Origin of the sequence: Pseudomonas wadenswilerensis, from assembly GCF_024749185.1 — a bacterium.
GTDB classification, from domain to species: domain Bacteria; phylum Pseudomonadota; class Gammaproteobacteria; order Pseudomonadales; family Pseudomonadaceae; genus Aquipseudomonas; species Aquipseudomonas wadenswilerensis.
On sequence record NZ_CP087191.1, the window covers coordinates 407,740 to 431,301 of the forward strand.

At 64.3% G+C, this 23,562-nt stretch carries 21 protein-coding genes; 7 read left to right on the forward strand and 14 right to left on the reverse strand.

Translation table 11 applies throughout. The annotated features are described in order from the left end of the window. Positions 1–48 precede the first annotated feature (48 nt). From phaZ to gshB, 13 genes are all read right to left on the reverse strand, one after another. The gene (gene phaZ, locus LOY45_RS01835; protein ID WP_115089256.1) at positions 49–900 is read right to left on the reverse strand and encodes a poly(3-hydroxyalkanoate) depolymerase; all 852 of its coding nucleotides are present in this window, start codon (positions 898–900) and stop codon (positions 49–51) included. 60 nt (positions 901–960) lie between these two features. Beyond that, positions 961–2,640, reverse strand: a complete 1,680-nt coding sequence (gene phaC, locus LOY45_RS01840; RefSeq protein ID WP_115089255.1) for a class II poly(R)-hydroxyalkanoic acid synthase — start codon at positions 2,638–2,640, stop codon at positions 961–963. Between the two features lie 350 nt (positions 2,641–2,990). After that, entirely contained in the window at positions 2,991–3,368 is a 378-nt protein-coding gene (locus LOY45_RS01845; RefSeq protein WP_115089254.1) for a gamma-butyrobetaine hydroxylase family protein, read from the reverse strand. 97 nt (positions 3,369–3,465) lie between these two features. Continuing rightward, positions 3,466–4,803: an ATP-dependent protease ATPase subunit HslU gene (hslU, locus tag LOY45_RS01850; protein ID WP_115089253.1), complete on the reverse strand. Its 1,338-nt coding sequence runs from the start codon at positions 4,801–4,803 to the stop codon at positions 3,466–3,468. A 77-nt stretch (positions 4,804–4,880) separates the two neighbouring features. Continuing rightward, entirely contained in the window at positions 4,881–5,411 is a 531-nt protein-coding gene (hslV, locus tag LOY45_RS01855) for an ATP-dependent protease subunit HslV (RefSeq protein ID WP_010221489.1), read from the reverse strand. A 201-nt stretch (positions 5,412–5,612) separates the two neighbouring features. After that, positions 5,613–6,884 carry a dihydroorotase gene (locus LOY45_RS01860; protein ID WP_115089252.1) on the reverse strand — a complete coding sequence of 424 codons (1,272 nt, stop codon included), beginning with the start codon at positions 6,882–6,884 and terminating at the stop codon, positions 5,613–5,615. Continuing rightward, positions 6,881–7,885: an aspartate carbamoyltransferase catalytic subunit gene (locus LOY45_RS01865; RefSeq protein ID WP_010221491.1), complete on the reverse strand. Its 1,005-nt coding sequence runs from the start codon at positions 7,883–7,885 to the stop codon at positions 6,881–6,883. Before LOY45_RS01865 ends, LOY45_RS01860 begins: the two co-directional genes overlap by 4 nt. Positions 7,886–7,897: 12 nt before the next feature. Then, entirely contained in the window at positions 7,898–8,416 is a 519-nt protein-coding gene (pyrR, locus tag LOY45_RS01870; protein ID WP_115089251.1) for a bifunctional pyr operon transcriptional regulator/uracil phosphoribosyltransferase PyrR, read from the reverse strand. Positions 8,417–8,478: 62 nt separating this feature from the next. After that, the gene (ruvX, locus tag LOY45_RS01875; RefSeq protein WP_134064606.1) at positions 8,479–8,910 is read right to left on the reverse strand and encodes a Holliday junction resolvase RuvX; all 432 of its coding nucleotides are present in this window, start codon (positions 8,908–8,910) and stop codon (positions 8,479–8,481) included. Further along, positions 8,910–9,479, reverse strand: a complete 570-nt coding sequence (locus LOY45_RS01880) for a YqgE/AlgH family protein (protein WP_115089249.1) — start codon at positions 9,477–9,479, stop codon at positions 8,910–8,912. Before LOY45_RS01880 ends, ruvX begins: the two co-directional genes overlap by 1 nt. A 71-nt stretch (positions 9,480–9,550) precedes the next feature. Further along, on the reverse strand, positions 9,551–10,543 hold the full coding sequence (locus LOY45_RS01885) for an ankyrin repeat domain-containing protein (RefSeq protein WP_258578673.1): 993 nt from the start codon (positions 10,541–10,543) through the stop codon (positions 9,551–9,553). 84 nt (positions 10,544–10,627) lie between these two features. Next, positions 10,628–11,533: an energy transducer TonB gene (locus LOY45_RS01890; RefSeq protein WP_134064604.1), complete on the reverse strand. Its 906-nt coding sequence runs from the start codon at positions 11,531–11,533 to the stop codon at positions 10,628–10,630. 111 nt (positions 11,534–11,644) lie between these two features. Continuing rightward, complete coding sequence (gene gshB / locus LOY45_RS01895; protein WP_115089246.1) at positions 11,645–12,598, reverse strand: glutathione synthase; 954 nt, start codon at positions 12,596–12,598, stop codon at positions 11,645–11,647. Positions 12,599–12,912: 314 nt separating this feature from the next. On the opposite strand from gshB, the gene pilG reads away from it, so the two are divergent. Genes pilG through trhA form a run of 7 tightly spaced genes read left to right on the forward strand, consistent with a single transcriptional unit; the run spans position 12,913 to position 22,814 of the window. Then, positions 12,913–13,323 carry a twitching motility response regulator PilG gene (gene pilG / locus LOY45_RS01900; protein ID WP_010221498.1) on the forward strand — a complete coding sequence of 137 codons (411 nt, stop codon included), beginning with the start codon at positions 12,913–12,915 and terminating at the stop codon, positions 13,321–13,323. 42 nt (positions 13,324–13,365) lie between these two features. Next, a complete protein-coding gene (gene pilH / locus LOY45_RS01905; protein ID WP_045193983.1) occupies positions 13,366–13,731 on the forward strand; it encodes a twitching motility response regulator PilH in 366 nt (121 codons plus the stop codon). Further along, complete coding sequence (locus LOY45_RS01910; protein ID WP_115089245.1) at positions 13,728–14,282, forward strand: chemotaxis protein CheW; 555 nt, start codon at positions 13,728–13,730, stop codon at positions 14,280–14,282. The genes pilH and LOY45_RS01910 overlap by 4 nt, the downstream gene beginning before the upstream one ends. A gap of 15 nt (positions 14,283–14,297) precedes the next feature. Further along, positions 14,298–16,343 carry a methyl-accepting chemotaxis protein gene (locus tag LOY45_RS01915; protein WP_115089244.1) on the forward strand — a complete coding sequence of 682 codons (2,046 nt, stop codon included), beginning with the start codon at positions 14,298–14,300 and terminating at the stop codon, positions 16,341–16,343. A gap of 25 nt (positions 16,344–16,368) precedes the next feature. Further along, the gene (locus tag LOY45_RS01920; RefSeq protein ID WP_258578674.1) at positions 16,369–21,681 is read left to right on the forward strand and encodes a hybrid sensor histidine kinase/response regulator; all 5,313 of its coding nucleotides are present in this window, start codon (positions 16,369–16,371) and stop codon (positions 21,679–21,681) included. Next, on the forward strand, positions 21,674–22,141 hold the full coding sequence (locus LOY45_RS01925; RefSeq protein WP_115089242.1) for a chemotaxis protein CheW: 468 nt from the start codon (positions 21,674–21,676) through the stop codon (positions 22,139–22,141). Before LOY45_RS01920 ends, LOY45_RS01925 begins: the two co-directional genes overlap by 8 nt. Positions 22,142–22,196: 55 nt before the next feature. After that, positions 22,197–22,814 carry a PAQR family membrane homeostasis protein TrhA gene (gene trhA / locus LOY45_RS01930; protein WP_115089241.1) on the forward strand — a complete coding sequence of 206 codons (618 nt, stop codon included), beginning with the start codon at positions 22,197–22,199 and terminating at the stop codon, positions 22,812–22,814. On the opposite strand, the gene LOY45_RS01935 is transcribed toward trhA, so the two are convergent. Next, positions 22,811–23,530 (reverse strand): 16S rRNA (uracil(1498)-N(3))-methyltransferase, encoded by a 720-nt coding sequence (locus LOY45_RS01935; RefSeq protein WP_258578675.1) that lies wholly within the window; start codon positions 23,528–23,530, stop codon positions 22,811–22,813. The two genes, trhA and LOY45_RS01935, sit on opposite strands and share 4 nt — an antisense overlap. Between the last annotated feature and the right edge of the window lie 32 nt (positions 23,531–23,562).

Sequence of the window (23,562 nt, forward strand, 5' to 3'; positions counted from 1 at the left end):
ACCCGGGTTGCCTGGCGTCCCGCCATGGGCTCGGGTGTGGCAGGCGTCTCAGCTGCTGGGGGCGGGCCGAGGGTGCATGACGGCGCGTTGGCGCTCTTGCTGGAGAAACTTCATGATGATCGGGGCGACGGCCTCGGCCCGGGTGATCAGGAACAAATGACCGTCGTCGATTATGTGTAGCTGGGCATTGGGAATTCGCCAGGCCAACAGGCGCATGTTGATCAAGGGGATCAGCGGATCGTCGTCGCCGGCCAGCACCAGGGTGGGCTGCTGGATCTTGTGCAGCCAGTGAATGCTGGTCCAGCCGAGCCCGGCGAACAGTTGCCAGTAGTAGCCGAGCTTGCCTCCGGAGCGCACCTTGGCCGCGTGCGAAAGGGCCAGGTCCGGGTCACGGCGGAAACCGCCACCATAGATCTGCGGGGCAATACGGATCACATGGGACGGCTGCACATAACGCCGGGGGCTAGCCATCAGCCACAGCACCTTGGGCTTGCCCGGCACCATCACTGCGCCCGCGGCGGTGGCAGCCAGTACCAGCTTTTTGCAGCGCTCGGGGTAGTCATGGGCAAACTGCTGGGCCAGGGCGCCGCCCCAGGACACGCCAATGACATTGACCTGGCCATAGTCGAGGTAGTCGAGCATGCGTGCGGTGAGTTTGGCCAGGCCAGGGAAACGATAGGGGTGGCGTGGGGTCGATGAACCGCCCACGCCAGGTACATCGAAGGCAATAACCTCCAGGTCCGGGTCCAGGGCCTGGATGAAGGGGAATACCAGCTCCAGGTTGGCGCCGATGCCGTTGAAGATCAGCAAGGGCGTCAAGTGCGGCTTGCCGGGTCGGACGGCGGTGCGGATGGTTTGGCCATCCAGGTCGACGGTCCTGAAAATATACTGTTGCGGCATGCGCGAAGCCCTGTGGTTTGTAAGCGCCGCAGCCCTTGCGAGCTGCGGCGGTGTTCGCTGTCAACGCTCGTGAACGTAGGTCCCTGGTGCTGCGGCACCGGCCACATGGGCCTTGTTGCCGAGGTTGGCCGGAGCTTTTTTCAGCTTGCCCGAACGCTCGGCCAGCCAGGTCTGCCAGTACAGCCACCAGGAGTCGGTGTGCTTGGTCGAGTTCTCTTGCCAGTCGAGGGCGCTGGGGGGCATTTCACTGTTGGTCATGTAACGCGCCTTGGGGTTGCCCGGCGGGTTGAGGATGCTCTGGATGTGACCGCTGTTGGACAGCAAAAACTCGACCTTGCCACCGAACAGCTGTGCCGACTTGTAGCACGACTGCCACGGGGTGATGTGATCGGCGGTACCGGCGACGCTGAAGATGTCAGTGGTCACCTGCTTGAGGTCGATCGGCGTGCCGCACACTTCCAGTGCATCGGGGCGCAACAGTGGGTTGTTTTTGAACAATTCGATCAGGTCGCCGTGGAAAGCGGCCGGCAGGCGTGTGGTGTCGTTATTCCAGAACAGGATGTCGAACACCGGCGGCTCGTTGCCCAGCAGGTAGTTGTTGACCCAGTAGTTCCAGATCAGGTCGTTGGGCCGCATCCAGGCGAACACCTTGGCCATGTCGCGGCCTTCCAGCACACCAGCCTGGTAGGAATGGCGCTTGGCCGCCTCCAGGGTCTGCTCGTCGACGAACAGCGCCACCTGGGTGTCGAGGGTGGTGTCGAGTACGCTGACCAGCAGGGTCAGGGCATTGACCTTCTTCTCGCCGAGTGCCGCGTAGTGGCCCACCAGCGCGGTGCAGGTGATGCCACCGGAGCAGGCGCCGAGCATGTTCAGGTCCTTGCTGCCGGTGATCGCCAGGACTACGTCGACCGCCTCCTTGAGCGCATCGATATACGTCGACAGGCCCCATTCGCGTTGGGATTTGGTCGGGTTGCGCCAGCTGACGATGAAGGTCTGCACGTTGGAGCGCAGACAGAAACGCGCCAGGCTCTTTTCCGGGCTGAGGTCGAAGACGTAGAACTTGTTGATCTGCGGCGGCACCACCAGCAGCGGCTTTTCCAGCACCTGTTCGGTGATCGGCCGGTACTGGATCAGCTCCAGCACGTCGTTGCGAAACACCACCGCGCCTTCGCTGGTGCCGAGGTTCTTGCCGACCTCGAAGGCATCCATGTTCACCTGGCTGGGCATGCCGCCATTGTTGACCATGTCCTTGGCCAGGTTCGACAGGCCATCGAGCAGGCTCTTGCCGCCGGTTTCGAAGAAGCGCTTGACCGCCGCCGGGTTGGCCGCGGTGTTGGTCGGCGCCATGGCCTCGGTCATCAGGTTGATGACGAAGTGGCCGCGGCTGATGTCCTGGTCGGAAAGGTTGCTGGTATCGATCCAGTCGTGCAGTTCCTTGCGCCAGGCCAGGTAGGTCTGCAGGTAGCGGCGATACAGCGGGTTCTGGCTCCAGGCCGGATCGTGAAAACGACGGTCGTCATTCTCCGGTTGCAAGCTCGACTTGCCGAAGATCACATCCTTGAGTTCCATGCCGAAATGGGCGACATGCTTGGCACTGTGCAGCGGTTGGCGAATGGCCTGACGCAGCACCATTCGAGCAGAAGTCAGCAAATCCTTGCGGCGCAAGCCGATCACCGGGTTCAGACCCAGGGTGTTTTCCGAGGCTTGGCGCTGCAGGTCATCGTTATTCTTGTTACTCATCTACGACGCTCCGTTGTCCTGAGACGAGTACCGGTTTGACTGTGCGCGTTACACAGACGAACGCCCGGTACTGCTGCTCGGGTGACCAGTGATAACGAACTGCGGTCCTGCGGCCGGATGCAAACGACGATGAGCCCTGCGGGTTTTTTCTGCGTGAGAAGACTGCCTGCTTTCGCTCGCGACCTCTACATACCAGCCCGACCCTGCATTAAATCCGATGCAGGGAGCTTGCCAGATCCATTGGTTACCCGACTTTTTGGTATTGCGCAAGACGGCCAGTCATTGGCCGTGGTGCAGGCATTCAAGCAAATAGAATTAGAAAATGCGCTCTAAACCCTGAAGGGCCCGAGCTAGAGCATCAGCTTGACGATCGACTCGTTGGGGTCGCGGGATTTACCGGCTTTTGCCAGCTCGCCGAGATAGTCCGCCCAGAGTTCGTCCTGGCGCAGGCACAGCTGTTCTAGGTATTCCCAGGTGAACAGGCCGCTGTCGTGGCCGTCGTCGAAGGTCAGTTTCAGTGCGTATTGGCCGGCAGGTTCCAGCCCGCTCAGGCCAACGCCGAGCTTGCCGTACTGCAGGATCGGATTGCCGTGGCCCTGGACCTCGGCGGAGGGGGAGTGCACGCGCAGGAATTCGGCGGGCAGGTGGTACACCTCGTCTGGCCCGTAGGTCAGGGTGAGGGTCTTGGAGGCTTTGTGCAGGTTGATGCCGCTGGGGAGTCTGGTCATGGATAAGGGCTCTTGGGCTACAAGCTGCAAGCTACAAGCTGCAAGAGAAGGCGTCCAGCGCGCTTAACTTGCAGCTTGCCGCTTGAAGCTTGCCGCTTTAGAGAATATAGCGTGACAGGTCTTCGTTCTGCGCCAATTCGCCCAGGTGGCTGTTGACGTAGTCGGCGTCGATGCGGATCGGCGCTTCGCTGTGGGCGCTGGCCAGGTCGCCGGCGCTGAACGACACCTCTTCGAGCAGACGCTCGAGCAGGGTGTGCAGGCGACGGGCACCGATGTTCTCGGTTTTTTCGTTAACCTGCCAGGCAATCTCGGCCAGGCGCTTGATACCGTCGGCGGCGAACTCGATGTTCAGGCCTTCGGTTTTCAGCAGCTCACGGTACTGCTCGGTGAGCGAGGCGTGCGGTTCGCTGAGGATGCGCTCGAAGTCTTCCGGGCTCAGGGCCTTGAGTTCGACGCGGATCGGCAGGCGGCCTTGCAGCTCGGGTACCAGGTCGCTCGGCTTGCTCAGGTGGAAGGCACCGGAGGCGATGAACAGGATGTGGTCGGTCTTGACCATGCCCAGCTTGGTGTTCACCGTGCAGCCTTCAATCAGCGGCAGCAGGTCGCGCTGTACGCCTTCACGGGACACATCGGCACCGCCGACGTTGCCGCGCTTGGCGACCTTGTCGATTTCGTCGATGAACACGATGCCGTGCTGCTCGACCGCTTCCAGGGCCTTGGCCTTGAGCTCGTCTTCGTTGACCAGGCGCCCGGCTTCTTCGTCACGCACCAGCTTGAGTGCTTCCTTGACCTTGAGCTTGCGGCTCTTGCGCTTGCCCTTGCCCATGTTGGCGAAGAGGTTCTGCAACTGGTTGGTCATTTCCTCCATGCCCGGTGGCGCGGAAATGTCGACGCCCATGGCTTCGGCCACTTCGATCTCGATTTCCTTGTCGTCCAGCTGGCCTTCGCGCAGGCGCTTGCGGAACAGCTGGCGGGTGTTGGAGTCCTGGCTGGCGACCTGGTCTTCGTTGAAACCGGTGCGTGCCGGTGGCAACAGGGCATCAAGGATGCGCTCTTCGGCAGCGTCTTCGGCGCGGTGACCGACGCGGATGATTTCCTGCTCGCGGAGCATCTTGATCGCGGCATCGGCCAGGTCGCGGATGATCGACTCGACATCACGGCCGACATAACCGACTTCGGTGAACTTGGTCGCTTCGACCTTGATGAACGGTGCGTTGGCAAGCTTTGCCAGGCGGCGGGCGATTTCGGTTTTGCCGACGCCGGTCGGGCCGATCATCAGGATGTTCTTCGGCGTCACTTCAACGCGCAGCTCGGCCGGCAGCTGCATACGCCGCCAGCGGTTGCGCAAGGCGATGGCGACGGCGCGCTTGGCGTCGTCCTGGCCGATGATGTGGCGGTTGAGTTCGTGGACGATCTCGCGGGGGGTCATGGACATGGTAGTGATGGTCCTTGGGCTCGATAAGTCAGCGTGGAAAAGCCCGGCCACCGGGGCCGGGCGCCAGAACAGCTGAATTACTCGGCCAGGTCCTGCTCCTCGATGGTCAGGTGATGGTTGGTGAACACACAGATGTCACCGGCGATGTTCAGCGCGGTCTCGGCGATTTCGCGGGCCGAGAGGTCGGTCTTTTGCAGCAGGGCGCGAGCGGCGGCCTGGGCGTAGGCGCCACCGGAGCCCATGGCGATCAGGCCGTCTTCGGGTTCGACCACGTCACCGTTGCCGGTAATGATCAAGGATGCGTCCTTGTTGGCCACGGCCAGCATGGCTTCCAGGCGGCTCAGGGAACGGTCGGTACGCCATTCCTTGGCCAGCTCCACGGCGGCACGGACCAGATGGCCCTGGTGTTTTTCCAGCTGGCCTTCAAAGCGTTCGAACAGGGTGAAGGCGTCGGCGGTGGCACCGGCGAAACCGGCGATGACCTGACCGTGGTACAGGCGGCGGACTTTCTTGGCGTTGCCTTTCATCACGGTGTTGCCGAGAGAAACCTGGCCGTCGCCGCCCATGACGACTTTGCCGTGGCGGCGAACTGAAACGATGGTGGTCAAGGGAGAGTCTCCACGCAGCGGGGCGAAAATGCCTGATGCAGACTCATATGGGGGTGGTAGGAAAGATTTCAACCTTGAAGGATGAGCGGTAATCCTTCAGGGCCCCATCGCCGGCAAGGCCGGCTCCCACAAAGATCGGTGCATACAGGACCTGTGGGAGCCGGCCTTGCCGGCGATGGGGCCGCAACGCGGCCCCGGATATCAGGCCTCGTGGCTGATATGCCCATCGACCAAGGTATAACGCACCGCGCCCGGCAGGCAGTGGCCGATGAACGGGCAGTTGTCGCCCCTGGAGCGCCACTGCTCGCCGGCTACGGTCGAGGCCTTGGCATCGAACAGCACCAGGTCGGCCGCACTGCCGACCTTCAGCTCGCCCGCGGGCAGGCGCAGCGCCGCGGCCGGGCCCGCAGACAAACGCTGCAACAAAGTTGGCAGGTCGAGCAGGCCGTCTTCCACCAGGGTCATGGCCAGCGGCAGCAACAGTTCGACACTGCTGATGCCCGGTTCGGTCGCACCGAACGGCGCCAGCTTGGCATCACGCTCATGGGGTTGGTGATGGCTGGAGATCGCCTGGATCACCCCGGACCTCACCGCCTCGCGCAGGCCGTCGCGGTCGGCGCGGGTGCGCAGCGGCGGTTGCACGTGGTACAGGCTGGAGAAGTCGCGCAGCGCTTCGTCAGTGAGGATCAGTTGGTACAAGGCAACGTCGGCGGTCACTGGCAGGCCTAGTTCCTGGGCCTGGGCGATCAGCCGCGCGCCGCGGGCGCTGGTCAGCTGGCTGAAGTGCGCTCGCACGCCGGTCTGTTCGACCAGCAGCAGGTTGCGCGCCAGGGCCACGGTTTCGGCGGTTTCCGGAATTCCCGGCAGGCCGAGGAAGCTGGCCATGGCGCCTTCGTGGGCCAGGCCGTCCTGAGCCAGGTCGCGGTCCTGGGAGTGGAAGATCACCGTCAGGTCGAAGGTCGCGGCGTATTCCAGCGCGCGGGCCAGGGTGCGGTTGTTGCCAAAGGCATTGAGGCCGTTGCCAAAGGCCACGCAGCCGGCGTCACGCAACGCAATCAGCTCGGCAAGCTGCTCGCCTTCCAGGCCTTTGCTCAGGGCGCCGATCGGGTAGACCTTGCTGTGCCCGGCTTCGCGGGCGCGGTCGAGAATCAGCTCGGCCACCGCCGAGGTGTCCAGCACCGGCTTGGTCTGCGGCGGGCAGCACAGGCTGGTGACGCCACCGGCAGCGGCGGCGCGGGTTTCGCTGGCGATGCTGCCTTTGCGGCTGTAGCCGGGCTCGCGCAGGGCGACGTTGAGGTCGACCAGGCCGGGCGCGGCGACCAGGCCCTGGGCATCGATACTGCGTGCAGGCTTGAAGCCTGCCGGGGCGGCGCCGATGGCGATGATCTTGCCGGCATCGATGTGCAGGTCAGTGGTCTGGTCCAGGCCGCTCAGGGGGTCGATGACCCGGGCGCCGAGAATACTGAGGGTCACTGGGCGTTCTCCTGCTCGAATTGACGTTGCGCGGTCTGCCCGCTCATGGCCATGGACAGCACCGCCATGCGTACGGCGATACCGTAGGTGACCTGGTTGAGGATCACCGAGTGAGCACCGTCGGCCACCGCTGATTCAATCTCTACGCCGCGGTTGATCGGGCCCGGGTGCATGACGATGGCATCCGGCTTGGCCCCGGCCAGGCGTGCGGTGGTCAGGCCGAACAGGCGGTAGAACTCGCCTTCGCTGGGCAGCAGGCCGCCGGCCATGCGCTCACGCTGCAGGCGCAGCATGATCACCACGTCGACGTCCTTCAGGCCCTGCTCCAGGTCGGTGTAGACCTTGACGCCGTACTGCTCGATACCGATCGGCAGCAGGGTTTTCGGGCCGATCACGCGGATGTCCGGGCAGCCCAGGGTTTTCAGTGCAAGCATGTTCGAGCGCGCTACCCGCGAGTGCAGGATGTCGCCGACGATGGCCACCGAGAGGTTTTCGAAACCGCCCTTGTGCCGACGAATGGTGAGCATGTCGAGCATGCCCTGGGTCGGGTGGGCGTGGCGGCCGTCGCCGCCATTGATGATCGCCACCTCCGGGCATACGTGCTCGGCGATGAAGTGCGCGGCGCCCGAGTCGGCATGACGCACGACGAACATGTCGGCCGCCATGGCTTCGAGGTTGCGCAGGGTGTCGAACAGGGTTTCGCCCTTGCTGGTCGAGGAGGTCGACACGTTCAGGGTGATGACGTCCGCCGACAGCCGCTGGGCGGCCAGTTCAAAGGTGGTACGGGTGCGGGTGGAGTTTTCGAAGAACACGTTGCAGACGGTCTTGCCGCGCAGCAACGGAACCTTCTTGACGGCCCGGGCGCCGACTTCGAGGAACGAGTCGGCAGTGTCGAGGATTTCGGTCAGCAGTTCGCGGGGCAAACCGTCGAGCGAGAGGAAGTGGCGCAGCTGGCCCTGATCATTGAGCTGCAGCGGGCGCTTGGCGTCGATTGGCGTCATCGCAGGGGACTCTTAAAGGGCGGAAGCGGAGGCGAGGTCCTGGCGCTCGAGGGCGAGCGGTGCGGGTCCGGTCAATTTTACCCGTTCATGGGCGGCCAGCGACAGGGTGGCGCCGACCACATTCGGCCGGATCGGCAATTCGCCGGCATCCAGGTCGAGCAGGCAGACCAGGGTCACACTGGCCGGACGGCCATAGTCGAACAGTTCGTTGAGGGCGGCACGGATGGTGCGTCCGCTCATCAGCACGTCGTCGATCAGCACCAGGTGCTGGCCTTCGATCTCGAACGGCAAGTCGGACGGGCGAACCTGCGGGTGCAGGCCGTTCTGGCTGAAGTCGTCGCGGTAGAAGGAAACGTCGAGTGTGCCCAGGGCGGTGTCGCTGCCCAGTTCTTCAAGCAGTGCCTGGGCGACCCAGACACCACCGGTGCGGATGCCGATGAAGCGCGGTTCGGCAATGGCGCGCCGGGCCAGATGGGCGCGAAGGTCGACGGCCATCTGCCGGATCAGTTCGGCGGGATTGGGTAGGCTCATGCTTGCTCCTCAAGAGGCCGGGGAGCGGTGCGCTAGCCCGGCTTGAATGCGATGATCGGGGCTCAGGCCCCGGTATTGGCCTCCAGCCAGCCCTGCAGCAGCAAGGCGGCGGCAATGGCATCCACCGGGTTGTCGCGGTAACTGCCGCGCTGGCCGCCACGGGCCATGCGCTCGCCCTTGGCCTCGAAGGTGGTCAGGCGTTCGTCGTGGGTGTGCACCGGCAGGTTGAAACGGCCATTGAGGCGGCGGGCGAATTTTTCCGCGCGCTCGCTCATCTCGCTGGGGGTGCCGTCCATGTTCAACGGCAGGCCGACCACCAGGGCGTCGGGTTTCCATTCCTTGATCAGTTTTTCCACCTGGGCCCAGTCCGGCGTGCCGTTCTGCGCCTTGAGGGTGCACAGCTCGCGGGCCTGTCCGGTGATCACCTGGCCGACCGCGACGCCGATCTGGCGGCTGCCGTAGTCAAAGCCCAGCAGTAGGCGTACTTCAGTCATCAGGCGTGCCCCGCCTGGCTGGTCAGCAGGCTGAGGTTGATCCCAAGGCTTGCGGCGGCCGCTTCAAGACGTTGCTCGCAGGCCATGCCGAAGATGATCTCGGGGTCGAACGGGCAGTTCAGCCAGGCGTTGTCGGCCAGCTCCGCTTCCAGTTGCCCGGCTTCCCAGCCGGCGTAGCCGAGGGTGATCAGGCTCTGTTTGGGGCCGAGGCCATCGGCAATGGCGAACAGCACGTCCTGGGACGTGGTCAGCGACAGGCCGTCGAGCTCGACGGTAGCCTGGAAAGTACGGTCACTGGTGTGCAGGACGAAGCCGCGGTCGGTTTGCACCGGGCCGCCCATGTAGATTGGCACGTGAATGCAACTGGCCGGCGGGTCGACGTCCGGACGCAGCTGTTCGAGGATATCGGCCAGGTTGAGGTCCTGTGGCCGATTGACCACCAGCCCCATCGCCCCATTGGCGTTGTGCTCGACGATGTAGGTCAAGGTCTGCGCGAAGTTCGGGTCGGCCATGTGTGGCATGGCGATCAGGAACTGGTGCTTGAGGTAATCCGGGCTGAGGTTCTTCATGGTTGATAGTGTGGCGGTGAGCGGCCACGCTGACAAGGTGCTGGCGTCACCTTGTCAGCTTTACTGCGGGGTTACTTGAACAGCTTGACCACTTCTTCGGTATACAGGGTTGGCGACTCTTCAGCGGCCGACAGCACGTACTCCTGGACGGTCTTCTGCTTGGCCTGCGGGTACTTGGCCAGGTAGCTCTCCGGGAACGCCGGGGCCTTCAGGCTGGAGCCGGCCTTGATCAGTGCGGCGACGCAGTCCGGGTTGTCCGAGCGGGCGGCTTCTTCCAGCGGCGTACCGACCGGGAAGGTGCCGTGCTGCTCGTGGTAGGCATCGATCGAGCTGCCTTTTTTCAGCAGCAGGGCGATGCGCTGGGCGGCTTGCGGGTCGGGCTGGCCGTTCATTTCAAAGGCGCGTTCGCAAACATGGTGCAGCGGCGTCGAGCCGGTCTGGGTGACCTGGTACGGATTGGCGCCGGCAGCGACCAGCAGCTTGATCACCTCCAGATTCGAGGCACCCGGCCCGGTCAATGGGGTAAAGCCGTTCGGCCGGACGGCCTTGGCATCGGCGCCGGAATCCAGCAGCAGCTTGATCAGTTCGGGTGAGCCCTTGCGTGCCGCGGTGTTCAGCGGCGTGGCGGAATCGCCCTGGGCTAGCACGTTGACGTTGGCGCCGGCCTTGATCAGGCCCTTGACCATGCGCAGGTCAGCCTCGGAGGCCTTCGACTGTTCGGCCTGGTTGAGGACGAACAGCAGCAGGGTTTCGCCGTTTTCCTGGATTGGCGTGTTGACGTCACCGATCTTTGGCAGGAACAGCTCGAACGGCGCGACGATCTTGTAGGAGGCGGCCAGGAACATCGGCTGGCCTTTCGGGTCGGCACCCTGGTCGAGCAGGCCCTGGATCTTGGCCAGGCGCGCCGGGGTTTCGTCGTACTTGTACTCGCCAACTTCGTTGTACAGCTTCTGCGACAGCTCGGCGGCGTCGGCGGCGTCGGCGAAGGCGGCAGCAGGCAGGGCGCAGGCGGCCAGGGCCAGGCCGAGAGCAGCGGTTTTGCGGGCAAAATTGATGCGCGACATCAACAGAATCCTTTCTTGAGGGGGATATACGGGCGCGCATCATCGCAAAATGGCTATTGTTTTGCCATCAGGCGGAGCCTTAGATCAGTTGCTTTGCAACCGGTCGCCGCGGGCGAAACGCCAGGTACGGATGATCTCCAGCCGGTCGATATCGGCCAGGTCGCCGGTGAACGGCGCGAACGGCGCAGCCAGGCGCACGATGCGCTGGGCAGCCTGGTCGAGCAGGGGCTGGCCGGAGGACTCCAGCACCAGCACTTCATACAGCGAGCCGTCGCGGTTGATCGACACCATCAGCCGCAAGCTGCCGTAGATCTGCTGGCGCCGGGCTTCGTCGGGGTAGTTGAGGTTGCCGATGCGCTCGACCTTCTTGCGCCACTCGTCCTTGTACCAGGCGCCCTTGTCGCGCATGGTCGAGGCGGCGTTGAGGCGGTGGATGCGCGGACGCTTGGCATACAACTGCTGCTCATGGGACAGCTCGGCCTCGAGGCTGGCGATCTGGCTGGACAGCTGTGAGCTGTCAAAATCCGGGGTCGCAGTCTGGGGTTTGGGCTGCGGCTTGGTTTCCTTGGGCCGGGTCTCGACTTTTTCCGGCTTCGGTGCCTTGGTCGCTACCACGGCTTTAGGCGGCGTCGGTTGCGGCTGCACTTCAGGCTTGGCTGCCGGAGGCGGTGTGACCTTGTTGATCTTGCTGTCCTGGAAGGGCGCCACTTCGGTGGTTTTCGGCACCGCTTTCTTGTCCAGGGTGCCACTGCCTTGCTGGTTGTCCTGGGCCAGGTAGTCAGCCTTCTGCGGCGCTTTTTCGCTCTTGAAGGTGGCCAGGGTAATTTCCATGGTCCGGCGGATTTCTTCGGGCTTGGCGAAGGTGAAACCGACGCCGAGGATCAGCACCAGGTGCAGCAGCGCCGCCAGGAACAGGGTAAAGCCCAGGCGATCCACCGGGCGTACGCGGGGTGGAGAGAAGTCGGCAGGGATGTCAGCAGGAAGCGTCATCAGGTATCCAGCAACTGCAAAAACCGGGAAAAACCGGCAGAGCAGGTGCCCAGGTCATAAAAAAACGACTGGCATGATACCCCACTCTGCGCGGTTGCTCCGCGTCGGCTGTCAGCGCGCCTTGAGCTTGCGATCAATGGCATCCATCAACTGCACGCCGATCTGGGTGCCGAAGGCATTGTCGATCTCGCGGATGCAGGTCGGGCTGGTGACGTTGATTTCGGTCAGGTGCTCGCCGATCACGTCCAGGCCGACGAACAGCAGGCCCTTCTCGCGCAGGGTCGGGCCGACCTGTTCGGCGATCCAGCGGTCGCGGTCGGTCAGCGGGCGGGCTTCGCCACGGCCGCCGGCGGCGAGGTTGCCACGGGTTTCGCCCGAAGCCGGGATGCGCGCCAGGCAGTAAGGCACCGGCTCGCCGTCGATCATCAGGATGCGCTTGTCGCCGTCCTTGATGGCCGGCAGGTAGCCTTGCGCCATGATTTGCTGGGTGCCGTTGCCGGTCAGGGTCTCGAGGATTACCGAGAGGTTCGGATCGCCCGGTCGATGGCGGAAGATCGAGGTGCCGCCCATGCCGTCCAGCGGCTTGAGGATGGTGTCGCCCTGCTGGTTGACGAATTCACGCAGGATGTCGGCGCGGCGGCTGACCAGGGTCGGCGGCGTGCACTGCGGGAACAGCGTGGCGAAGAGTTTTTCGTTGCAGTCGCGCAGGCTCTGCGGACGGTTGACCACCAGCACGCCGGCGGCTTCGGCCTGTTCCAGCAAGTAGGTGCTGTAGACGAATTCCATGTCGAACGGCGGATCCTTGCGCATCAGGATCACGTCCAGCTCGCTCAGGGCGCTGTCTTGTTCGGCTTCCAGCTCGAACCAGTGCTCCGGGTCGGCGAAGACTTTCAGCGGGCGCATGCGCGCGCGGGCTTGGCCGGCGCCCTGGTAGAGGTCCTGCTGCTCCATGTAGAACAGCGACCAGCCGCGCTCCTGGGCGGCCAGCAACATGGCCAGCGAACTATCCTTTTTATAGGAAATGCGCGCAATGGGGTCCATGACAATCCCGAGGCGAACGCTCATGGGCTAAATCCTCTCAGCGGCAATGGGCCGCATTGGCTCGAACGAAAAGTGGCGTCAGGGTGGCGCTCACAGCGCTGGCGGTCAAGGGAAAAACGCATCCTGGGCGGTGCTGCGGCGGGCGTCGGCGCGGGCCGATGGAATGCACCCCCCAGAGTGTGCTAAAAAGGCCTGGCACGTGGCCTGCACGGCCGTCTCCAGCTGCAAGCCACAAGGCATAGGCCACAAGAAAAAGCACGCCGCGTTCACCCTGCTTTTTCTTGCCGCTTGAAACTTGTAGCCTGCCGCTCATAGCGAGCAGCGATGGTAGAGCAATTATGGAACAGCCCGGCGCGGCATTGAAGGTGATGGTGATCGACGACTCCAAGACGATTCGCCGCACCGCCCAGATATTGCTCAGCGAAGCAGGATGTGAGGTCATCACGGCCATCGACGGTTTCGATGCCCTGGCCAAGATCATCGACCACCAGCCGCAGATCATTTTCGTCGACGTGCTGATGCCGCGTCTGGACGGCTACCAGACCTGCGCCCTGATCAAGCAGAACAGCACCTTCAAGGACACGCCGGTGATTCTCCTGTCGTCCCGCGATGGCCTGTTCGACAAGGCCCGTGGCCGCGTCGTCGGATCTGATCAATTTTTGACCAAGCCTTTCAGCAAGGAAGAACTGCTGGACGCAATCAAGGCCCATGTGCCCGGATTCGCCGCAGAAGAACAACACGCACCCTGACGCTGCGCCGCCGCAGGCGTCTATTCCTTCATGGGGAACAGCATGGCCCGAGTTCTGATCGTCGACGATTCGCCGACCGAAATGTACAAACTGACCGGTATGCTCGAAAAACACGGGCATGAAGTGCTCAAGGCCGAAAACGGCGCCGATGGCGTGGCCCTGGCCCGCCACGAAAAGCCCGATGCGGTACTGATGGACATCGTCATGCCCGGGGTCAACGGCTTCCAGGCCACTCGCCAGTTGAGCAAAGACCCGGAAACCGCGCACATCCCGGTGATCATCGTCACCACCAAGGACCAGGAGACCGACAAGGTCTGGGGCCAGCGCCAGGGCGCCAAGGACTACCTGACCAAGCCGGTGGACGAAGACACCCTGATCAAGAAACTCAACGACGTGCTCAAAGGTTGACCACCCGGCCCATGGGCGAGTCGCTGACGGCCTTCGAGCTGCTGCTGGACATCGACCGGCGCTGCCGGCTGCTGGCCGCCGACCTGCCGTTGCAGGAAACCCGCCTGCAGAGCTGGAGCGGCATCGGCTTTCGCATCGCCGAGCAATGGTTCGTCGCGCCCATGGGCGAAGTCGCCGAAGTGCTGCACGAGCCGCGCCTGAGCCGGATCCCCGGGGTCAAGCCCTGGGTCAGCGGGGTGGCCAACCTGCGTGGCCGGCTGCTGCCGGTGATGGACCTCTGCGGCTTTTTCGGCCTGGGCCTGTCGGCCCCGCGCAAGCAGCGGCGGGTGCTGGTGCTTGACCACGACGAGCTGTTTGCCGGCTTGCTGGTCGATGAAGTGCTGGGCTTGCAGCATTTTCCGCTGCACAGCCTCGACCTGTCGCCGCCAACGCCGTTGCTCAGCGCTGCCGCGCCCTTTGTTCAGGGGCATTTTCAGCGTGAGCGCAGCTGGGCGATCTTCAGCCCCTTCGCCCTGGCCCAGGCGCCGGGTTTCCTCGACGTCGCGCTGTAAAGGAATGCCACCTCCGTGACCACGACCAAGACGGCTCCATCGACCCAGGGTTCCCGCAGCAGCGCGCAGATCGCGGCGCTGTTCGTGGTGCTGATCCTGTCGATCATCCTGCTGTTCGCCAACTTCGCCTACCTCAACACCCAGGCCAACTACGACAAGCAGTACATCGGCCATGCCGGTGAACTGCGGGTGCTGTCCCAGCGCATCGCCAAGAACGCCACTGAAGCGGCGGCCGGCAAGGCCGTGGCTTTCCGCCTGTTGAGCGAGGCGCGCAACGACTTCGAGCAGCGCTGGGGCTACCTGAAAAAAGGCGATGCCAGCACCGGCCTGCCCGCCGCGCCGCCGGCGGTGCGCAAGGAAATGGACGCCGTGCTGCGCGACTGGGAAAACCTGCGCAAGAACAGCGACGCGATTCTTGCCAGTGAGCAGACCGTGCTGTCGTTGCACCAGGTCGCCGCGACCCTGGCTGAAACCGTGCCGCAGTTGCAGGTGGAGTACGAGAAGGTCGTCGAGATTCTGCTGCAGAGCGGCGCCCCGGCCAGTCAGGTCGCCGTGGCCCAGCGTCAGTCGCTGCTGGCCGAACGTATTCTCGGCTCGGTCAACACCGTACTGGCCGGGGATGAGACCGCCGTGCAGGCCGCGGATGCCTTCGGCCGCGACGCCAGCCGTTTTGGCCAGGTGCTCGAAGCCATGCTTGGCGGTAACGAGGCGATCCAGGTTACCCGCGTGCAGGACCCGGACGCCCGCGCGCGGCTGGCCGAGATCGCCGAGCTGTTTCAGTTCGTCGCCGGCTCCGTGGACGAAATCCTCGAAACCTCGCCTGAACTGTTCCGTGTGCGCGAAGCCGCCGGGAGCATCTTCGGCCTGTCGCAAACCCTGCTCGATGAAGCCTCGCGCCTGGCCACCGGTTTCGAGAACCTGGCCAACGGCCGAACCCTGGATACTGTCGGCGGCTACGTGCTGGGCTTGCTGGCGCTGGCCTCGATCATCCTTATCGGCCTGGTGATGGTGCGTACCACGCACCGGCAACTGCGCGAAACCGGCGAAAAGAATGAACGCAACCAGCAGGCAATCATGCGCCTGCTCGACGAAATCGAAGACCTCGCCGATGGCGACCTGACCGTGACGGTCTCGGTGACCGAGGACTTCACCGGCGCCATCGCCGATTCGATCAATTATTCCATTGACCAGTTGCGCGACCTGGTGGCGACCATCAACCTCAGCGCCGAGGAAGTCGCCGCCGCCGTGCAGGACACCCAGAACACCGCGCGTCAGCTGGCCAAGGCCTCCGAGCACCAGGCCCAGCAGATCAGCGATGCCTCGGTGGCGGTGGGCGACATGGCCGAGTCCATCGACCGGGTGTCTACCCACGCCTATGAGTCGGCGAAGGTGGCCGAGCGTTCGGTCGCTATCGCCAACAAGGGCAACGAGGTGGTGCACAACACCATCAACGGCATGGACAACATCCGCGAACAAATCCAGGACACCGCCAAACGGATCAAGCGTCTGGGCGAGTCGTCCCAGGAGATCGGCGATATCGTCAGCCTGATCGACGACATTGCTGATCAGACCAACATCCTTGCCCTCAACGCGGCGATCCAGGCCTCGCTGGCCGGGGAAGCCGGGCGCGGCTTTGCCGTGGTTGCCGACGAAGTACAACGCTTGGCCGAGCGCTCGTCGTCGGCCACGCGCCAGATCGAAGCGCTGGTGCGCACCATCCAGGCCGACACCAACGAGGCGGTGATCTCCATGGAGCAGACCACTGCCGAAGTGGTGCGCGGTGCGCGTCTGGCCCAGGATGCCGGGGTCGCCCTGGCCGAAATCGAAGGCGTGTCGCAGACCCTCGCCGACCTGATTCACAGCATCTCCGATGCCGCCCAACTGCAGACCTCTTCGGCCGGGCAGATCTCGCATACCATGGCGGTGATCCAGCAGATCACCTCGCAAACCTCGGCCGGCTCTACCGCCACCGCCGAGAGCATCGGCAACCTGGCGCGCATGGCCAGTGAAATGCGCCGCTCGGTGTCCGGCTTTACCCTGCCGCCGACGTCGCCGCGTTGAGGGCATCATGGTGATGGGAGCAGTTATGGCGGATCGGCACGATACGGTGGCGCTGGCCTGGGTCAAAGGGGCGATTGCCGATTGCCTGGGCCAGGCGCGCCTGACCCTTGAACACTTCGCCGCCGAGCCCGGGGACGAAGCCGTGCTCGACGGTTTCGTCGAACAGCTGCATCAGGTGCGTGGCTGCCTGCTGATGCTCGAACTCAACGGCGCGGCCCTGCTCGCCGAAGAAATGGAACAACTGGGCCTGGCCTTGCGTCAGGGCCGCGCCAGCCAGCGCGGTGAAGCGCTGGGCGCGCTGTTTCGCGGCCTGGAGCAGCTGCCGCTGTACCTTGAGCGCCTGCGCAGCGCCCGCCGCGACCTGCCGCTGGTGGTGCTGCCGGTGCTCAACCAGTTGCGCGCCGAGCGCGGCGCCCAGGCCCTGGCGCAGGACAGCCTGCTAGCCAGCAGCCCCGCCGACGCCGAGGAGCTGGCCAACCTCGACCTGTACCTGGGCACCTGGCGCGATCGCCTGCAGGCCGGACCTGACCGCGATGCCTTGCGCTCCGTTGTCGCCGCCCTGTGCGAAGACCTCAAGCGGGTCAAGGAGCGCCTCGACCAGTTCGTGCGCGGGGATCGCCAGCAACTGGATGAACTGGAGCCGCTGCTGGCGCCGTTACGGCAGATCGCCGATACCCTGGCAGTGCTCGGCTTTGGTCAGCCGCGGCGGGTGATCATCGATCAGGTGCTGGTGCTGCAAAGCCTGGCCCAGGGCCAACGTGAGCCGGCCGATGCGTTGTTGATGGATACTGCCGGCGCGCTGCTGTATGTCGAGGCAACCCTGGCCGGGATGGTCGGGCCGCTGGAGCAGAACAGCCAGAGTCCGCTACCGGGCACCGATCTGGCCGAGATTCGCCAGCTGGTGCTGGAAGAAACCTTTGCCGTGATGCAGCAGGTCAAGGACCTGATCGGCGATTGCCTCGACGCCGGCTGGCAGCCCCAGCGCCTGCAGCCGCTGCCGGGCTTGCTGCAACAGGTTCGTGGCGCCCTGGCGATGCTGATGCTGCCGCGCGCAGCGGCGTTGATCGGTCATTGCGGCGACTATGTGCATGAGCAACTGCTGGGCAGTGAAACCCTGACAGATCCTGCTGCCCTGACCGAACTGGCCGAGGCCCTGAGCGCCTGCGAGTGCTACCTGCAATGGCTGATTGCCGACCCCCAGGCCAATCCCTCGCGGTTCCTCGAGGCGGCTCAGCACAGCCTTGCTGCCTTGGGTTATCGCCTTGAGCCAGAACCTGCGGCGCTGGTAGTGCCTGCTGTAGTGGCGCCCGAAGAAACGCCGATCGATGACGAGTTGCGCGAGATATTCCTTGAAGAAGCCAACGAGCTGTTGCCGTTGCTCGATGAAATGTGGGCGCGCTGGCAAGCCGACGGCGCCGATCGCGACGCCCTGATCGAACTGCGCCGGGGCCTGCACACCCTCAAGGGCAGTGGGCGCATGGTTCGAGCGCAGGTCCTGGCAGAGCTGGCCTGGGCGGCAGAGCATTTTCTCAATCGAGTGCTGGAAGGCCGGGTAGAGATTGGTGATGCACCGCTGGCGGCGTTGCAGCAGGCCCTGAACAAGCTGCCAGCACTGCTCGGTGAGTTCGCCCAGGCCCTGGCGCCGGCCCATCCCGAGGTCGAACAACTGGCCGCGCACCTGCATGCACTGGCCATGAACGATCCGCACAGCGAGACCGAGGCCGACGAAGCCATCGACCCGCAACTGCTGGAGATATTCCGCAACGAGGCCCTGGGGCACCTGGACAGCCTCGAAGCCTTCTTGCACGAGGCCGACAAGCACCTGCCGCTGCCGGTCAGCGACACCCTGCAGCGTGCCCTGCACACGCTCAAGGGTAGTGCGGCGATGGCCGGGGTAGTGCCGATTGCCGAGCTGGCCGGTGCCCTGGACTTGCTCGCGCGTGAGTTCAAGGCTCATCAGCTGGCCTTCGATCTGGAGGAAATCTACCTCCTGGAAACTGCAGAGCCGCTGCTGCGCCGTGGCGTGCAGCAGTTATCAAGCACGCCGCTGGCAGCGATAGCCGGGGCGGCGATGCTGATTGACGATGTTCACCAGGTGGTCGATGCACGCCTGCAAGCGTTGCTCGATGCGCCGAGCCAGGGCCTGCGGGTCAAGCGCGACCCGCAACTGATTGCCAGCTTCCTGGCCCAGGGCATGGACATCCTGCTCGACGCCGAGTCGTTGCTGCTGCGCTGGCAGGAGCACCCGGGCGAGCGCCAGGAACTCAATGCCCTGCTCGATGAACTGACCACCCTCGGCCAGAGCGCGCACCTGGCCGACCTGTGGCAGGTGGATGAACTGTGTGAGGCCCTGCTCGATCTTTATGGGGCAGTGGAAGAAAGCAGCCTGGCGGTCAGCCCGCGATTCTTTAACGAGGCCCAGAGCGCACATGAAGCGCTGATCGACATGCTCGACCAGATCGCCGCCGGCCAGGAAGTCGACCCGCGCCCGGAACGTCTGCAGGCCCTGCGTGAACTGCTCGACGAAGGCCTCGACCCGTCGGCCATGGGCCTGGTCAGCAGCCAGGGCGGAGCCGTCACCGAGCTTGCCAGCGCCACCGCCGAACTGGCGGCCCAGGCTCCGGACTTAGCCATGGTCGAGCTGTTCCTCGATGAAGCCAGCGACATTCTCGACAGTGCCGACCAGGCCCTGGCGCGCTGGCTGCTGGATACCGACAACGCCTCGGCACTGTCGTCGCTGGCCCGTGACCTGCAGACCCTCAAGGGCGGCGCGCAGATGGCTGCCATGGGTGCGTTCGAAGTGCTGGCGCAGGAGCTTGAACTGCTTTACGAGGGCCTGGTGGACCGACGCTTCAGCGCCGGTGCCGAGCTGTTTGCCCTGCTCAAGCGCAGCCATCAGCAATTGGCGCAGATGCTCGAACAATTGCAGCAAGGCCAGGTGCCCGCCGCCCAGGTCGAGCTGCTGGCGGCGCTGTGCGAGTTTCGTCATGACGCACCGCCGCCAACGCCAGTGGACAAGCCAGTCGAAGCGCAGCAGGACGCTGGCGACAAAGAGTTGCTGGAGATCTTCCTCGAAGAAAGCCTCGACCTGGTCGAAAGCTCCAGTGCGGCCTTGCTGCGCTGGCAGGCCGAGCCGCGCAATGGCGTCGAGGTGGAAAACCTGCTGCGTGACCTGCACACCCTCAAGGGTGGTGCGCGAATGGTCGAGATCGCCCCGATCGGCGACCTGGCCCACGAACTGGAATTTCTCTACGAGCTGCTCGCCGCCGGCCAGTTGCAGCCCAGCCCGGCGCTGTTCAGCCTGCTGCAGAACTGCCATGACCGCCTGGCCCACATGCTCGACGCCGTGCGCCTGCAACAGCCGCTGCACGCGGCCACGGCGCTGATCGACTACATCCGCAATTTCAGCAGCGCAGCACTGGCCGACACCGCCGCCAGCCAGGCGCACCCGGACACGGCACCGCCGGAGCTGCCGGTGACCGCGCCTGAACGTGGCGCTGGCGATATGGTCAAGGTGGCCTCGGAACTGCTCGATGATCTGGGCAACCTGGCCGGGGAGAACTCGATCATCCGTGGCCGCATCGAGCAGCAGGTCAACGATGCGCAAGTGGCCCTTAACGAGATGGAAACTACCCTGGAGCGCATGCGCGACCAGTTGCGCCGCCTGGATACCGAAACCCAGGGGCGCATCCTCAGCCGCCAGGCCGATGGCGACGGCCAGGCCTACGACGACTTCGACCCGCTGGAGATGGACCGCCATTCGCAACTGCAGCAGTTGTCGCGGGCGCTGTTCGAGTCGGCCTCCGACCTGCTCGACCTCAAGGAAACCTTGAGCGTACGTGCCCATGACGCGCAGAGCCTGTTGCAGCAGCAGGCGCGGGTCAACAGTGAACTGCAGGAAGGCCTGATGCGCACGCGCATGGTGCCTTTCGAGCGCCTGGTGCCGCGTTTGCAGCGGGTGGTGCGGCAGGTGTCCAGCGAGCTTGGCAAGCAGGTCGAACTGGTGATCGGCAATGCCGAGGGCGAGATGGACCGCAGTGTGCTGGAACGCATGATGGCGCCGCTTGAGCACATGCTGCGCAACGCCGTCGACCATGGCCTGGAGTCGCGTGAGGCGCGCCTGGCGGCCGGGAAGCCGGAGCAGGGGCTGATCTCGCTGAACCTGCTGCATGAGGGCGCCGATATCGTCATCGAGATGACCGACGACGGTGCCGGGGTGCCGCTGGAGGCCGTGCGGCGCAAGGCGATCAAGCGCGGCCTGCTCGACCCTGCCGCCGTGCTCAGCGACCACGAGATCATGCAGTTCATCCTCCAGCCGGGGTTTTCCACTGCCGAGAAGATCACCCAGATTTCCGGGCGCGGCCTGGGCATGGACGTGGTCCATGAAGAGGTCAAGCAGCTTGGCGGTTCGATGATGATCGAGTCGAACCCGGGCAAGGGCGCGCGCTTCCTGATTCGCCTGCCGTTCACCGTGTCGATCAACCGGGGCTTGATGGTTCACTACGGTGACGAGCAGTACGCGATTCCGCTGAACACCATCGAAGGTATTGTCCGCGTGCCACCGGCCGAACTGGAAGCGTGTTACCAGCTCGACCCGCCGCACTACCAGTACGCTGGACACCGCTATGAGCTGCGCTACCTGGGCGAATTGCTGCAGGGCGCGACGCAACCAAAACTTTTGGGCCAGAGCCTGCCGCTGCCGGTGTTGCTGGTGCATTCCCATGATCAGCAATATGCCGTGCAGGTCGATGGCCTGGCGGCCAGCCGCGAGATCGTGGTCAAGAGCCTTGGGCCGCAGTTTGCTGCGGTCCAGGGGTTGTCCGGGGCGACTTTGCTGGGTGATGGCCGGGTGGTGCTGATTCTCGACTTGCTCGGTCAGTTACGCGGTTTGCAGCAGCAGTTGGTCCTGCACCACCGTGGCAGCGATGGTCAGCGTCGGGAAAACCTCGGCAGCGTGCCGGCGAGGCCGCTGCTGGTGATGGTGGTGGATGATTCGGTCACCGTGCGCAAGGTTACCGGGCGCCTGCTCGAACGCCACGGCATGAACGTGCTGACCGCCAAGGACGGGGTCGACGCCATGGCCCTGCTGCAGGAGCATCGTCCGGACATTCTCCTGCTGGACATCGAGATGCCGCGCATGGACGGCTTTGAAGTCGCCACGCAGATTCGCCACGATCCCAAGCTCAAGGACTTGCCGATCATCATGATCACTTCGCGTACCGGCCAGAAACACCGCGACCGGGCCATGGCCATTGGCGTCAACGACTACCTGGGCAAACCCTATCAGGAATCGGTACTGCTGCAGAGCATTGCCCAATGGAGTCGCCGCGATGCTTGAGCAGCCCGCCCGGCATAACCGGCGCAGCAGCCTGACCGGCTTGCTGTTGTCCTTGAGCGACCGCTGTCTGGTGCTGCCCAATGTTGCCGTAGCCGAGCTGATCGGCTTTCAGCCCGGCAGCCCGGCGCTGGAGCCGCCTGAGTGGTTGCTTGGCTGGATCGACTGGCGTGGCCAGCGCTTGCCGCTGCTCAGCTTCGAGTCGGCCTGCGGTGGTCAGCTACAGGTTGGCGAACGGGCGCGGATCGTCGTGCTCAATGCTCTGGGCAGCAGCCCGTTGCGTTTTGTTGCCTTGCTGGTGCAGGGCATCCCGCGTTCGTGCAAGCTCGACAGCCAGCTCAATTATGTCGATGTACCGCTGGCAAGCCTGGAACTGGCGGCGGTGCAGGTAGGCGAGCAGGTGGCGCGGGTGCCGGACTTGCCCGCACTGGAGCAATTGTTGGTGGACGCAGGGGTGGTTTGAAACATTTGCCTGTGTAGGATGGAAGGCCTGTTTCTGGTCAGGAGGATCCTGCTGCATGTATCACGGTGAACGTTTCAATGCCTGGACCCATCTGGTCGGTGCCGTGCTGGCCTGCATCGGCGCCATCTGGTTGCTGGTGGTGGCAAGCCTGCAAGGCGACCCCTGGAAGATTGTCAGCCTGGCGATCTATGGCTTTACCCTGCTGTTGCTCTACAGCATCTCGACGCTTTATCACAGCGTACGCGGCAAGGCCAAAGTGATCATGCGCAAGCTCGATCACCTGTCGATCTACCTGTTGATTGCCGGCAGCTATACGCCGTTCTGCCTGGTCAGCCTGCGCGGCCCCTGGGGCTGGAGCCTGTTCGGGGTGGTCTGGGGGCTGGCGGTTATCGGCATGCTGCAAGAGATCAAGCCGCGCTCCGAAGCGCGGGTCCTGTCGATCATCATTTATGCGCTGATGGGCTGGATCGTGCTGGTGGCGGTCAAGCCGCTGCTGGCCAGCCTCGGCGCCGCAGGCTTTGCCTGGCTGGCGGCCGGTGGTGCGTTCTACACCATCGGCATCATCTTCTTCGCCTACGACAGCCGCTTTCGCCATTGGCATGGCATCTGGCACCTGTTCGTGATTGCCGGCAGCCTGCTGCACTTCATCGCGGTGTTTTTCTACGTACTCTAGAAGTCGCCCCACAGCTGCTGGGCGACGGCCAGGGCCACCACCGGCGCGGTTTCGGTGCGCAGTACCCGCGGGCCCAGGCGCGCGGCATGGAAGCCGGCAGCCTTGGCCTGTTCGACTTCCGCTTCGCTGAGGCCACCCTCGGGGCCGATCAGAAAGGCCAGGGTGGCCGGCTGCTGATGGCTGACCATCGGTTCTGCGACCGGATGCAGGACCAGCTTGAGGTCCTGGTCGCAGGCCTTGAGCCAGTCGGCGAGCAGTTGCGGCGTGTGGATGATGGGCACGCTGGAGCGCCCGCACTGCTCGCAGGCGCTGATTGCCACCTGGCGCCAGTGGGCCAGGCGCTTGTCGGCGCGTTCATCCTTCAGGCGCACTTCGCAGCGCTCGCTGACGATCGGGGTGATGGCGCTGACGCCCAGCTCGGTGGCCTTCTGGATTGCCCAGTCCATGCGCTCGCCACGGGACAGGCCCTGGCCGAGGTGAACCTGCAGGCTTGAGTCGGCTTGCCCGGCGAAGGCTTCGTCGAGCTGCACACGCACGGATTTCTTGCCGACCTCGAGCAGGTGGCCACGAAACTCCTGGCCACTGCCATCGAACAGTTGCACGGCGTCGCCGGTGGCCATGCGCAGCACGCGGCCGATGTAGTGGGCCTGGGCTTCGGGCAGGTCGTGGGCGCCGAGGCTCAGGGGGGCGTCGATGAAGAAGCGGGACAGTCTCATGTACTAACTCTAGAAAATAGGTGGGCAGTTCG

Bases quoted from the DNA above. Each gene is read 5' to 3' on its own strand.
- phaZ (WP_115089256.1), bottom strand. From the start codon at position 900: ATGCCGCAACAGTATATTTTCAGGACCGTCGACCTGGATGGCCAAACC.
- phaC (WP_115089255.1), bottom strand. From the start codon at position 2,640: ATGAGTAACAAGAATAACGATGACCTGCAGCGCCAAGCCTCGGAAAAC.
- LOY45_RS01845 (WP_115089254.1), bottom strand. From the start codon at position 3,368: ATGACCAGACTCCCCAGCGGCATCAACCTGCACAAAGCCTCCAAGACC.
- hslU (WP_115089253.1), bottom strand. From the start codon at position 4,803: ATGTCCATGACCCCCCGCGAGATCGTCCACGAACTCAACCGCCACATC.
- LOY45_RS01865 (WP_010221491.1), bottom strand. From the start codon at position 7,885: ATGACGCCAATCGACGCCAAGCGCCCGCTGCAGCTCAATGATCAGGGC.
- pyrR (WP_115089251.1), bottom strand. From the start codon at position 8,416: ATGAGCCTACCCAATCCCGCCGAACTGATCCGGCAGATGGCCGTCGAC.
- ruvX (WP_134064606.1), bottom strand. From the start codon at position 8,910: ATGACTGAAGTACGCCTACTGCTGGGCTTTGACTACGGCAGCCGCCAG.
- LOY45_RS01880 (WP_115089249.1), bottom strand. From the start codon at position 9,479: ATGAAGAACCTCAGCCCGGATTACCTCAAGCACCAGTTCCTGATCGCC.
- LOY45_RS01885 (WP_258578673.1), bottom strand. From the start codon at position 10,543: ATGTCGCGCATCAATTTTGCCCGCAAAACCGCTGCTCTCGGCCTGGCC.
- LOY45_RS01890 (WP_134064604.1), bottom strand. From the start codon at position 11,533: ATGACGCTTCCTGCTGACATCCCTGCCGACTTCTCTCCACCCCGCGTA.
- gshB (WP_115089246.1), bottom strand. From the start codon at position 12,598: ATGAGCGTTCGCCTCGGGATTGTCATGGACCCCATTGCGCGCATTTCC.
- pilG (WP_010221498.1), top strand. From the start codon at position 12,913: ATGGAACAGCCCGGCGCGGCATTGAAGGTGATGGTGATCGACGACTCC.
- pilH (WP_045193983.1), top strand. From the start codon at position 13,366: ATGGCCCGAGTTCTGATCGTCGACGATTCGCCGACCGAAATGTACAAA.
- LOY45_RS01920 (WP_258578674.1), top strand. From the start codon at position 16,369: ATGGCGGATCGGCACGATACGGTGGCGCTGGCCTGGGTCAAAGGGGCG.
- LOY45_RS01925 (WP_115089242.1), top strand. From the start codon at position 21,674: ATGCTTGAGCAGCCCGCCCGGCATAACCGGCGCAGCAGCCTGACCGGC.
- trhA (WP_115089241.1), top strand. From the start codon at position 22,197: ATGTATCACGGTGAACGTTTCAATGCCTGGACCCATCTGGTCGGTGCC.
- LOY45_RS01935 (WP_258578675.1), bottom strand. From the start codon at position 23,530: ATGAGACTGTCCCGCTTCTTCATCGACGCCCCCCTGAGCCTCGGCGCC.